General features: G+C 58.0%; 10 protein-coding genes. 5 read left to right on the plus strand and 5 right to left on the minus strand.

Annotated elements, in window-relative coordinates; all coding sequences use genetic code 11:
• Window positions 1-558, minus strand: coding sequence for a dTDP-4-dehydrorhamnose 3,5-epimerase (gene rfbC / locus BM374_RS14830; protein WP_092293228.1), 558 nt, complete (start codon window positions 556-558; stop codon window positions 1-3).
• Window positions 559-855: 297 nt separating this feature from the next.
• On the opposite strand from rfbC, the gene BM374_RS14835 reads away from it, so the two are divergent.
• The 3 genes from BM374_RS14835 (at window position 856) to BM374_RS14845 (ending at window position 6,952) form a co-directional block, all read left to right on the plus strand.
• The gene (locus tag BM374_RS14835; RefSeq protein ID WP_092293230.1) at window positions 856-3,189 is read left to right on the plus strand and encodes a polysaccharide biosynthesis tyrosine autokinase; all 2,334 of its coding nucleotides are present in this window, start codon (window positions 856-858) and stop codon (window positions 3,187-3,189) included.
• A gap of 93 nt (window positions 3,190-3,282) precedes the next feature.
• Window positions 3,283-5,367, plus strand: coding sequence for a hypothetical protein (locus BM374_RS14840; RefSeq protein ID WP_092293232.1), 2,085 nt, complete (start codon window positions 3,283-3,285; stop codon window positions 5,365-5,367).
• Between the two features lie 118 nt (window positions 5,368-5,485).
• Window positions 5,486-6,952: an exopolysaccharide biosynthesis polyprenyl glycosylphosphotransferase gene (locus BM374_RS14845; protein WP_092293234.1), complete on the plus strand. Its 1,467-nt coding sequence runs from the start codon at window positions 5,486-5,488 to the stop codon at window positions 6,950-6,952.
• Between the two features lie 55 nt (window positions 6,953-7,007).
• Here the strand turns inward: BM374_RS14845 and BM374_RS14850 are convergent, their stop codons facing one another.
• On the minus strand, window positions 7,008-7,376 hold the full coding sequence (locus BM374_RS14850; RefSeq protein WP_092293236.1) for an H-NS histone family protein: 369 nt from the start codon (window positions 7,374-7,376) through the stop codon (window positions 7,008-7,010).
• Between the two features lie 598 nt (window positions 7,377-7,974).
• Between BM374_RS14850 and BM374_RS14855 the strand changes: the two genes are divergently transcribed.
• The gene (locus BM374_RS14855) at window positions 7,975-8,358 is read left to right on the plus strand and encodes an H-NS histone family protein (protein ID WP_092293238.1); all 384 of its coding nucleotides are present in this window, start codon (window positions 7,975-7,977) and stop codon (window positions 8,356-8,358) included.
• Window positions 8,359-8,466: 108 nt separating this feature from the next.
• Here the strand turns inward: BM374_RS14855 and BM374_RS14860 are convergent, their stop codons facing one another.
• From BM374_RS14860 to BM374_RS14870, 3 genes are all read right to left on the minus strand, one after another.
• Window positions 8,467-9,540 carry a nucleotidyltransferase family protein gene (locus tag BM374_RS14860; protein WP_244552596.1) on the minus strand — a complete coding sequence of 358 codons (1,074 nt, stop codon included), beginning with the start codon at window positions 9,538-9,540 and terminating at the stop codon, window positions 8,467-8,469.
• Complete coding sequence (locus tag BM374_RS14865; RefSeq protein ID WP_244552597.1) at window positions 9,527-10,666, minus strand: PqqD family peptide modification chaperone; 1,140 nt, start codon at window positions 10,664-10,666, stop codon at window positions 9,527-9,529. The genes BM374_RS14860 and BM374_RS14865 overlap by 14 nt, the downstream gene beginning before the upstream one ends.
• A gap of 172 nt (window positions 10,667-10,838) precedes the next feature.
• On the minus strand, window positions 10,839-11,084 hold the full coding sequence (locus BM374_RS14870; protein ID WP_092293242.1) for a hypothetical protein: 246 nt from the start codon (window positions 11,082-11,084) through the stop codon (window positions 10,839-10,841).
• A 687-nt stretch (window positions 11,085-11,771) separates the two neighbouring features.
• Here BM374_RS14870 and BM374_RS14875 point away from each other — a divergent pair.
• Window positions 11,772-11,987 (plus strand): hypothetical protein, encoded by a 216-nt coding sequence (locus tag BM374_RS14875; protein WP_092293244.1) that lies wholly within the window; start codon window positions 11,772-11,774, stop codon window positions 11,985-11,987.
• Window positions 11,988-12,455: the final 468 nt, after the last annotated feature.

Below are 12,455 nucleotides of genomic sequence, written 5' to 3' on the forward strand. Positions count from 1 at the left end.
CTAATCAAACACTGGAGCAAGCTGGTCGAAGCGGGGAAGCGCTTGATCCTTCGGTGAAAGCTGGGCCGCCGAGGCTCTCACCGGCCATTCGATGGCCAATTCGGGATCCGCCCAATAGATTCCGGCGTCGTGGTCCGGAGAGTAGATCTCGTCGACCTTATAAAAGACGGTGGTTTGAGGCTCGAGCGTGCAGAAACCGTGAGCGAACCCTTTTGGAATGAGCAACTGCTCGTCAGTCTCGCTATCCAGCTTGACCGAGACGTGCCGACCGAATGTCGGCGACCGCCGCCGAAGGTCGACCACCACATCTACGATCGCTCCCCTCAACACGCGAACCAGCTTGGTCTGCGCGAAAGGAGGCTGCTGAAAGTGCAATCCGCGAACCGTCCCGACCCGCTCCGAGCAGGATTGATTGTCTTGGATGAAATCGTGAGAAATTCCTCTTTCGGCAAAAGCAGAGCGACGAAACGTCTCGCAAAAATAGCCGCGCGTATCGGAAAAGCGCTTCGACCGGACCAGCTTGACATCCGGAATCGCCAAACTTCGCACTTCCAGCATGACCGCACGCTCCGATAAGCGGCGCTAGCGCCCGAACGGTCGGCCCAATCCTCCCGATGTCCTCCCAACCGAGCATCGCAGCGGATCAGGTCCGCCCGCGCTCGGTTCGCGACAATATCGGGTTTAATTGAACGCCGACCCCTCATCGAGTTAATTTGCGACAATTAATGACCCAACCATATTTAATTGGCAATACAAAAATTATCAGATATATTATTTTAAATACGGCCGCGGGTTATATCGTCGCCCACGACCGTGCGCTCCTGCGCGACTGTCGACAGCCGAGAGAATTGTTCGATGCTTCAGACCAATACGCTCCAGACAGATGGGGCACGTCCGCCCTCTTCCATGCCAATGCAGTCGGATCGCCAGGGCGCCGCGGGCATCGGCGAGCTCATTAAATTGGCGCTCGTCTTTATAAGGCGACAATACCTCGTCATCATTTTCACTACCATCCTGGTGGGTGCCGCCAGCCTCCTATACCTCCGGCTGGTCTCGCCGGCCTATACGGCGCAGGTTCAGGTCCTGCTCGAGAACCCGAGGGCGCAATTCCTCCAGAAGCAGTCGCTTCTCTCCGAACCGATGGTCGATGTCACCCAGATCGAAACGCAGCTGCAGATCATCAAGTCGCAGGCGACCGCTGCGGCCGTGATCAAACAGTTGAAATTGGCCGATCACCAGGACTTCAGGGAGTCGCGACCGCTGCGATCCTGGTTGGCGGGCTGGCTTCGAAGGTGGCGGTCGGAATCGACAGAAGGTGCTCCACCTGCTCCGTCAGAACAGCCCTCGGAAACCGCGATTGCGAACTTTCTGGATCGCCTGTCTGCAGGCCGGGTTGGCTATAGCCGCGTCATCGAAATCGCGTTCACCTCGAGCGATCCAACGCTTGCGGCCGACATCGCAAACGCAATTGCCAAGGCCTACATCGACGATCAGCTTGAGGCGAAATTCGAAGCCACGCGAACTGCAACCGGCTGGCTGCGGGAAAGGTTGCGCAGCCTCGGCGAGGAGGCGCTGACCGCCGAGCGTGCAGTCGAGGCCTACAAATCTCAGAACAACATCGTTTCATCCGGCGGAAAGCCGATCGACGAGCAGCAGATCACGGAGCTCAACACCCGGCTGGCTACCGCCCGCGCGCAGAGTTCGGAGGCCGCCGCCAAGCTGTCGCGCTACGAAGCACTCCTTGCTGCCGACCCGGCAAAACCGTCCTCGATCAGCAATCTGGATGCCATCGGCTCCGATGCGATGAACAGTCCGATCATCACGTCGCTACGCCAGCAGTATCTCGAACTCGCCAGACGTGAGGCCGAGTTGACCGCCCGCGTCGGCCGCGATCACCTGGCGGTCGTCAACATCCGAAACAGGCTGCGTGAATTTCGCGTCTCCATTCTGGACGAGGTCAAGAGACTTTCCGAGATCAGCCGCAGCGAAGCCGAACTTGCAAAGCAGCGACAGGAAGAGATCGAAAAACGGCTGTCTGTGGCCATCGCGCAGTCGCGCCTCACGAACTCGGCGGAGCTGACGATAAGAGATCTGGAAAGTCGGGCGAAGAGCCTTCGGGGCCTCTACGATACCTTCCTTCAGCAGTACATGGGCTCGACGCAGCAGGAAAGCTTCCCGATCTCGGAAACCCGGATCATCTTCCCCGCTTCTGCCGCTCAAACCAAGAGCAAGCCGAAAGCGAAGATCGTGCTGAGCTTCGGTCTTCTGGGGGGGCTCGCACTGGGGCTGCTCCTCGGTTTCGTACGGGACGTGATGGACCGCGTTTTCCGCACGTCCTCCCAACTCGAGGCAGCGTTGGAGCTGCCGTGCCTGTCACTCGTGCCGATCCTGAATTTGCCGAGACAGAAACGGCCGGCGGCCCGGCTGCAGCAGACGCAGGAAGACGCGAACCAACGAATACTTTCGACCGCACCGGACATTCATCGGGCCGTCGTGGGCATGCCTCTCTCTCGGTATACCGAGGCGATCCGAGCGATCAAGATTGCGATCGATCATAGCCCGGCGAAGACGCCCAATCAGGTGATTGGCGTGACATCAGCCTTACCAAATGAAGGCAAGACCACGATTGCCGCTTCCGTGGCGCAACTCATCGGCCACAGCGGGAAAAAGGTGATCATTGTCGACTGCGATCTTCGAAATCCATCGCTCTCGGCCCGTCTCGTCCCTAAGGCCGTGGATGGCATTATTGAGATCATGAACGGAGATCGGTCACTTGAGGAGGTGATATGGCGGGATCCGAAGACGGCGCTTTCCGTTCTTCCGGCCGCGCCGCGCAGCCCCGTGCTTCACTCGAGCGAGCTCCTGTCCGACGCCTCGATATGCAAGCTCTTCGATCGCCTGCGGCAAAGCTATGACTATATCGTCGTCGATCTGCCGCCGCTGAGTCCGCTTGTCGACGTACGGGTCACAGCTCCTCTGATCGATTGTTACGTTCTCGTCGTCGAGTGGGGTCGCACGAAGATCGACGTGGTACAGCATGCACTGCACACCGCCCCAATGATCTCGGACGCGCTGATCGGCGCAGTGCTGAACAAGACTGACATCAAGGCGATGGCGCAATACGACACCTACCGAAGCGACTACTATGATGACAGTCACTATCTCCGCTATGGTCTTTCGAGCTCCTGAGCGGGCTGTCGCCATGCACGATCGAAGTCCCTGCGTTGAAGGCCCGCCGATCTGAGCCTTCGGAGAAACGCCAAGCCAGAAAGGTGAGGTTGTATGCTCGTCGGGTTCCTGATGCTGGCAATCTTGGTGTCGCTCGCGACGGCTTTTGCAATGCCCGATATCCCGCAAGCGCGAGCCATATGCTCTGCCCTTCTCGCGATCGCGGTACTGGCAACCGCAGTCTTCGCCTCATCTCCCACAATCGCGCGACTGGTACGGCGGTTGTCACTCTTTCTCCTCGTCATTCTCGTTGTACCGGCAATCTGCATAGCCCTGCAACTCGCTCCGATTCCTATCCGCGGTTCCGGCAATCCGATATGGGCGACCGCATCGGCAGCACTGAATGTCTCCCTTGCTGATAGGGTCACGGTGGACACCGGCATAACCATGCGGGCATTCCAACACTACTCTACTGCTGTCGCCCTCGCGCTCGTCGCGACCGTCGTCGCGCTGGACAAGCAGCGTGCGTGGCAGCTCCTCACCATGCTAGTCTCGGGCGCCGCAATCGTCAGTACGTACTTGTTGATACAACACACGATAGGAGCGGACGGCCTCTCGTTCCGCGACACTCCTGTGCTGATCGTGACCGGCGCAGTACCGGCGGTGCTGGGCCTGACTCTTTCTGCAGCGATGACGGCCCGGGTGTTTGAAGAACGCCGTCGAGTGAGGCAGGTCTCGATCCGGCTGGCGACGACCCTATCGTTGACAGTCCTGGCAACGCTTCTTTGCCTGTCGGCGGTTCTTGCCACGGGAGACGGTACAGGAATTACAATAGCTGCACTGCTCGGGGTGGGACTCGTTCTCGTCGTGTTCGTGATCCAGAACTGGTTCTACGGGATTTGGGGAATGGCGAGTGTGCTCGCCACGGCCACAGTTTTCTATCTGGCGGCGTTCACCCTGCTTTCGGTGAGGCAGAATAGCGATCTCGCGATTGCCCTCTCCGCGCATCACGTCGCGGCGACTGAACGGATGTTGCAAAATACGGGCAAAGCCGGCTCCGGCGCGGGGACCTACGTGGCACTGCTGCCGATTCACCGCGACGTCGGCGCGGCATCGTCGCAGGAGCGCCCGACGGCTGCCGCTGCCATCGCGATCGAAATGGGCCACACCTTCCTGTATGGCCTTTTGATAGTTGCGGTATTTAGCGCGGCGGCTCTGTTCAGATTTTCACTGCGGCGAAGGCGTGACTACGTCTACGCCGCCATTGGGTCCGGCGCTGCGGCTGCACTAACCATGCTAGCCTTCGTCGAGGACGGTATTCTCGAATTGGGCGCATCGCTGTTGGCTGCCGCCGTGTTCGGATTGGCGATTGCTCAAAGCCGAGGTGATGCCGGCGCTGCGACCTTGCCATCACAATCAACGCGATCCGTAAGTGAGCCGGATCGTCCAGGTCCGATACCTGCGCCAACACGCACTTTTGCTATTGGCGACGCGTCTGTGCGTATTGGACTGGGCTGCGTTGCCGTCGTCCTGATCGCGCAAACGCTATGGCTGCTCGCTCGACCGTCGTATCCGCGCGGTTTTCCGGTTGAAGCGCTTGCCGCCGACCAAGCGGTACGACAAACCCTTCTAAGGCCGCTTTCGAGCTCACTGCGCGGTGACGGCGATTTGCGTCCCGGGAGGCTCGTTTCTGCGCAGCAACCCGCCGCGAACGAAGCCGCAGTCTCAAAGCCGGAGATCGGAGCCGACCCGGCCGCGCTGGATGTATTGGCACGGGCACTGCAGTCCTCGCCAGTACGAGGTGATCTTTGGCTTATGCTTGCGGCGCTCTCAAAGGAGCGGAAATCTGCGAAATACGACGTCACGGCCTTGCTGAAACTGTCGTACTACACAGCACCAAACGACTTCGCCTTGCTGCCGCTGCGACTGACTGTAGCGCTCGGCGAGGTCTCAGGGGCAAGCGAGCCTGAACTGCGCGAACTGGTGCAGCGTGACGTCAAGATCGTCCTGACTAGACACCCCAGTTTCCGCCCCGCTCTTGTCGCCGCCTATCAATCGGCATCGGCAGAGGGGAAAGCCCTGGTGGAGGATCTGATTTCGGAGCGGGATTCGGCCGCACTTCGAGGCAGGCGCGCTCCTCCGTCCGGAACTGCATCTCCATCGTCAAGCAGAACACCCGGGGGCGACTTGGTACGGTAATTCCCGACGTACTCCGCTCCTCAGTGGAACCAAAAGAGAATATATTTAAATTGCTATTTCGCTTGAAGTATCCAATAAATTAATAATATATTAAATATTTAATACAGAGTGCCCGGCCATGAACTTCGTGAACCGACACCTCTCCGCGCAGCCTGATACGGCCCGTGTCAGTCCGGAGCCGTCGATATCGCGGCATAAATGGCCCCTGCGTTATGACTGGATTGAACACGTTGCGCTTTGTGCGGATGTAGCGACGATTTTGTTCGCGGGCGTGCTCTCCAAGTTACTGTACCGGCTTCAGAGCGGGCAGTCGGAGGGAGATTATGGCAGCGCCCTTGGACTGGCGCTGGTCAGCGCAGCTTGTGTCGCCTCCGTGCTGAAGGCTCAAGGTCTCTATCGCCCCATTGAGCTCTTCATGCTCAAGAACCAGGTTCGGGCCGTCTTCACCACCTGGACGTCATTGTTGCTGTTGATTTGGGTCGCGTACGGCTTTGCAATTCGCCCGCACCCATCGCAGGGAGCAGGTCCGCTCTTCGCTATCCTAGGCCTGGTACTACTTGTGGCCGAGCGATGGGGAATCAGGTCGCTGCTAGTGAGAGGTCTGAGCGAAAGAAAATTCGCTAGCACCAATATCGTTCTGATCAGCGACCAGCCGCTTTCGAAAGACGCCGGCCTGCCGGAAGTCTTGGCAATGCACGGATATTGCGTCAGGGGGCGGTTCACCCTGCCGCTGATTGAATTTGGGCCCGCCGGTCGAAAGCGGCTCACTTCTCGCGTGATCGACTATGTTCGCAACGCCCCTCTCGACCAGGTGGTGGTCGAAGCCAGCCCGGAGCGATGGCCCGAGCTCCGAGCGTTTGTCGCCGATCTCCGGGTATTGCCGCTCCCGATCATGTTCGTGCCCGTCGGCACAACATCCGAATTGCTTCGACATCCGACTCGGAATCTAGGAAGTGCCGTTTGCGTTGAACTGCAGCGCGGTCCCCTTACCTCCCTCGAGTGCGTGACCAAGCGATCGATGGACGTTGTCGGCGCGGGGTTGGCGCTGGTGATGTCTGCACCACTGCTCGCGCTCGCCGCAGTCGCAATCAAACTCGATTCTCCCGGCCCGGTATTTTTCCGGCAACAACGCTGTGGCTTCAATGGCCGGACATTCTTGATCCGCAAGTTTCGGACCATGCATGTTCTCGAGGACGGCCACCTGATTACTCAGGCCACCCCTCTGGACCGGCGCGTCACCCGCGTGGGCAAATTGCTGCGCCGGACGAGCTTCGATGAATTGCCACAACTGCTAAATGTTCTTGAAGGCAGCATGTCCCTGGTAGGCCCGCGTCCGCACGCCTTGGCCCACGACGGACAATTTGACAAACTCGTGCGAAATTACGCCTTTCGTCGCAGGGTCAGACCAGGACTGACCGGATGGGCCCAGATCCACGGTTGCCGCGGCGCAACGCCCACGACATCGATGATCGAAGCACGCGTCCAGTACGATCTCTGGTACATCGACAATTGGAGTATTCGGCTGGATCTCGCAATCCTCTTGCGAACCCCTATGGAAGTATTGCGAGGCCGCAACGCCTACTAGGCTCGATCCCAACATAAGCGCCGAGCTGCGCCCGTTCACAGGCGCAGCAAACTCGTCACGCCCGCTGCCGAACCTTCGGAGCCGCTTCTCCTATGCGGAACTCCTCGATCCGACGGCCGGATTTCATGGCAGCAACCAACCAACGCGGCCGCTTGCCACGTCCCGACCAAGTTTCGGAAGTTTGCGGGTTACGATACTTCGGCAATACACGCGGGTATTTCCGCCTCTGTTTACCGATGGCAGAGACGCGCAACTCGCTTGTTTCGGCTAACGCAGCCATCCCGCCGCCGAGAACCGCGAGACGCTTCTCAAGTTCCTGCTTTTCCGCCTTGATCCGATCCGACAAAATGCCGCTAATTTCCTCATGAAGCGACCATAGATCATCGAGGGACATCGCTTCTAGTTCGAGCTTCTTGATCGACATGCTAGCATCCTGTAGTTGCGCCCATTTAATATTGCCCCGGCTTGGTAATCAAGGAGCTAATTGGGTCAGCGCCCAAAAAAGCGTGGAACCGAAATGGGAATTCAGGGGCTCCACATAACTGCGTCGCCGGTTCCAATCAAGACTAAAACGGATTTATTCCCTCAATTTAATAGCGGCTGGTGCAACGCTGCACCATACGAGCACCGAGGCGCGACTCGAGCGAGGTGTGTCTCACTAACCGGGTACGAGTTCCCTCTGCGTCGCCGCACCCGTCGTGCTGGATCGGTGACGCCGACGCCTGGATAGTCGCCATTCCGGCTCAAGGGAGCGATGCCCGACTGATCGCGCCCTTGAAGACGGACCGGTGGACCAATTGACGATATCCAATGCTTCTTTCGGCGCCCTTCAGCAAGGCTCCGCCCGCAATAAATAGTGAAAATAATCCTCGCAATATATATTAAATAAATATATTATTTATTTATTACCATGTGATTTGAAGGCCGGGCTTTGCTCCCTCTGCTCTATTGTTCGCCGCCGATAATCCGGCTGAGAGACGGACGGGTAGGCAAGGTGCCGGTCGGACGGTGACGAGAATGCTATGCGCAGGCAGGATCTCGAAGCCATGGATTTTGAAGAACTTTGGCTCCTCCACGAGGAGCTGACGAAGATTCTTGCTGAAAAGATCACAGCCGAAAAGCGAGAATTGGAAAAGCGCCTGGCACAGCTCAATCAGCCGGATCAATTCAGCGGGGTGGAGGGCGGGGCGACAGCGACGGGTTCAAGTCAGGCCCCTCGTCGCAAATATCCGAAGGTCGTTCCGAAATACTTCAACCCCCTCAAGCCCACAGAGACTTGGTCCGGGCGCGGCAAACAGCCACGCTGGTTGGTCGCGGCACTCCAATCAGGGCACACGCTGGAGGAATTTAGGATTCGCGAGAACGGCGAAGCGTCTAACCGGAATGCTGGCGGTCACGAGCATTGATGGCCAGCCTGCAAACCGCCAGGAACGAATCTTTGGCTCCAGTCGCTGCGTTCGTGGTCGATTGAGAGCGCCGAGGGAATCTGCGGCCCGATCGAAGGCAGTTGTGGCCTAGACCTTCCCTGCGCGCACGGCGACGGCCGTCTTCAACAGGAACTGCACCGTGCCCACTCTCGGCAAGGACCACAGCCCACGCGGATGCGCGGCGCCTTGCCGCGCGCCGCTTGACGCTTTCCGGTAATTTCCGAGATCCAGCGCCATCAATGCGAGGAAGGGAATGCGCGTCGCGGGAAACCGAGCTTGCATCAACTGTCGCATGAACTGCAGGCGAGGAAGCAGTCGGGAGCGCAACGCCAGCGGAATATCGACGCCGAACAGCTTGGCAAGGGCGAACAGCTGGGTTTCAATCGCGTTCTTCATCAATTGGTCCGAGGCGAGAGAGGTAAACTTCTCCCAATCCATGGGTTCCGCGGCATTTAGATCGCGCAATTCAACCAGGTGCCGCAGGTCGAGGTCGCCAAGCCAATAGCCATAGTCTTGAAACTGATCGTGGACGATCAACATGAACGCGCGATAGGCTGGTGTGGGGATATATACGCGCGCCCTTCCCAGCGGCGCAGGAAGACAATGGTTCAGCGCATGCCCGAAGTTCTGGTAGAGGTACGCGGGACCTGGAGCTGCCTGCTGCAGGTCGATGGACCCGACATCCTGCGAGCGAACTAGATCGGCATGCCATCTCTGGCTTTCGGGGGGGGCCTGATCATTAATATCGTAACCAATTCCGCATAGCGCGGCGACTGCCGTTCTGGCTTCATCTGGCATGACCATGATATCCAGATCAGACATTACCCGAACGCTTCTTCTCGCCTCGGGCGAGGTCGCCAGCGTCGATGCCCCCTTGAGTAGGATCGGCGTAATATTGTGATCGTTCAGCGCAACGACGGCCTCTTCGAGTTGAGCGACGAGGCGGTTATTGCGCAGCACGTTTCGTCGGTGGATATGACGAATATATGTGCAGACGTCCTCCGGCAGTATCCCCGCATACTTGTCGACAAAGTCGATGAGAGCCGGCGTCGTCAGGGTCTGATTTGCGAGCCCGATGACGGACGTCCAGTCTATGTCGCCGGGCGGCATTCCTCGCAAGCAATTGCAAAGGCTCGTGAGCGCGCTGCTATGCCTTGCCATTGCACAGCCCCACAAGCAAGCCTCGAGCCTCTCCGGCCTCGCGATAGGTTAGTTGAAGCGATTGCGCGCCCGCGACAATCCGCCTTAAAGCCCAAAAGCCGGCCTCCGACAGTTTCCCATCGCCGGCAAATGCGTTTTCGATGAGCCGCTTCATCGACTCCAAACGATCTATTGTGGTCAGTTCGGCCGGACCGCTGCGGACCCGGTTCAAGAAGATGATCCAGCCTGCGGAAACGCATCGGTTCTGGGCATCTGGAATTGGTACGTACCGCACCCGAACGCCGTCGGAGCGGCAATGCGTCGCGTCATACCGATCGCCATGTAGTCGCGCGAGCAAGTCCCACGATCCTTCCTTGAGGGTGAGCGCAAACGGGACCCCGCATATCGTTCCGTCACCGCCCACCAGCGCGACGTCATCGCCAGCGTACCGAAATCCGGCGTCTACCAACTGCAGTGTGAGGGTAGACTTTCCTGCTCCCGGATGGCCGCATAACAGCAGGCCCATGCCGTCTTTGACGAGAGAAGCGGCATGAAGGGAGAAGACCCAACGATTGCTTTGAATAAGCCGCTGGGTGAGATGAGCTTTGATAGTCGGCGCCAGGGCGTCGACTTCGCATCTGGAGATGCTGGAATCCTCTCCGCGCAAGAACACTTGCTCATCCAGCATCATAGCCTCGATCACGATGTCGCCGTCGCACCCGGCCCTCTGGTCCGAAGCACAAAATGGCGAAAGTAGCCGTCCCAAGAGGTTCGGATTTGCAGCCCGCACGGTTATTCTGTGCTGACCCAGATCGGCCGAGAAGGAGCAATCGATCGGCATTCGCCAATCGACTTCGAGCAACTCTCGGTCGATCCAGATATCTACAAGCTGTCGCGTGAACTGGCGTGCGGTGCGCTCGTCAATGCCTTGCGCCTGAAGCTCCCGATGAATTTCTCCTAGAGAGGCGCCCTCCCCTAACCTGCACCAGATGAATGCCCCTACTCGGTCGAGTTCAAAGATTTTCTGCCCCGCTCCGCTGAAGATAATTGAACGACCATCCAACAGCGCGAATACTGCATCCGGAGCCGGTCTCAACATTATCTCTGCCGACGATCTTTCCAGCACTGCTTCCACCGATGTGAACAATTCTGTCTCGCCCTGTACTGGCCAGGCGACGACAGCCTCCAGGGGATGTTGCGGCGGCAGGAGGGCCCACCGCCTGCGCATTCAATCTAAACCGGCTTGCGGCACTGCGATTTCCGTTCAGCCGAGCACAGGCCGCCAGGTCCGGCTCGTTTCGACATGTCAATCCCGCAGGTCATGCCGCGAGCTGACCGTCCTTGTCAGGTTTTTGAGGAGAAATGCTCAACATCTGCTCTCCAACGAGACGCGCGCTCGCGATCACCCGATGAGCATCCAACAGGTACCGAAAAGCTTCGAGATCGGCACTCCGTTCTCTCAGGATGCGCTCCTTCTCGCCAATGCATACCAATTCTGCGCGCATCTGAGCCAACTCGAGTGCCTCCAAAGTGAGGTTGTACTCGTTGAGAATAAATTCCCGCATTGTCTCCTCCAGCCGAAGAAACCCGACGAGTTTAGCTTACGTGATCGGCAGCAATTAACAACGAAATTCAAATATTTTTCTTATAATCAAAATTTGTTTCACATTTGAACCTCCATCGACAATTCGACACCAAACGCAAATCGCGGCACGCCCGAAATCGACGCCAGTGTAAGGGTTGTCACAGCCTCGGACGAAACGATTTGCATTTTTGACAACGCACCGCGCCGCAGCAAGAAAATAATCAGCCGAGAGTCGCAAATCAGACCGACAAGAGATTTTTAATTTGCACATTATTAAATATAAAAAGAGAATAGTTAACGAGCGCCAGGGAAGGTGACACCGATGATCCGGTTGGCTGATCTGTCCGTCCAGAGAGAAATAACGGTTTCGTTGGGGGAAACATCCGCACGATGTCGCAGGTATTTCGACACGACGATTATTAGAGACCTCTAGAAGCTTTCGGTTGAGGTCGGACAATCATTCGGTGTTGCGGCGAAAGCCGACACTACCCAAAGAATTCGCCAAGCAGGAATCCGGTCGGCTGGAGAAACGTTGTCACGAGCAAGCTGCCCTTTGCTCGATCACCGACCCCAGGTGCGATGCCCCCCAAGTCACCCGCACCGACGAGAACGCACTCCAGCCGGCCGGCCCTTTTAATCGACAGATGCGTGTTTCAGGGAGGCTCGTATGGGAATGATTATGGTCAAGTGTCCGCAGTCCGGCCGCACGATTCCTACCGGCATCAAATCCGATCGTGAGACCTTCCTGCGAAGCATCGTATTTTTCGGCAATACTCTTTGTCCGGTTTGTCAGGCCAATCACAACTGGTTTGCCCGCGAGGCCTGGGTGGAGGAGCCGATCGTCAGAACGGTAGAGGCCGCTCGTGCGGCGCCAACGTACTGATGCAAATGACAGGCGCGCTTCAGAAAGTGCGTGCAAGTTTCCCCTCCGATACCGCCACTTCCGTTGCAGGCATTAGGCCCCCGAGAACATTTTTCCGTTCATTGTCGTAAAACGAACCGACGCCTCTGACGCCATCGCTTAGACGTTGTTGGCACGTCGCCACAAATCCGAGCTTCGCGTCACGAGTTCGGCAAGGGCCTGTTTGAGGGTGTTGCAGTGAGTAGTGGGGTTTGCAGCCTAGCCGTTCTGCGTGACACAAAAATCGAGCTCATTAACCTGCTGGCTCAATTGAAGCGGCTCCGCGACAGAGTACGAAGGGCGGAAGCTCGGCGCTCGGGAGAAAGACGACGATCCGCGTCGGCATCGCGCGCCCGAAGGCCCGATGGGATAGCTCACCAGGATCTTGAGCACCACGACTTGAAAGTTCACCCCCGCCCCTCCCGGATCGCGCCGGCGGTCCCGATCGAG

The organism is Bradyrhizobium sp. Ghvi, assembly GCF_900115265.1.
In the GTDB taxonomy this organism is placed as follows: Bacteria; Pseudomonadota; Alphaproteobacteria; order Rhizobiales; family Xanthobacteraceae; genus Bradyrhizobium.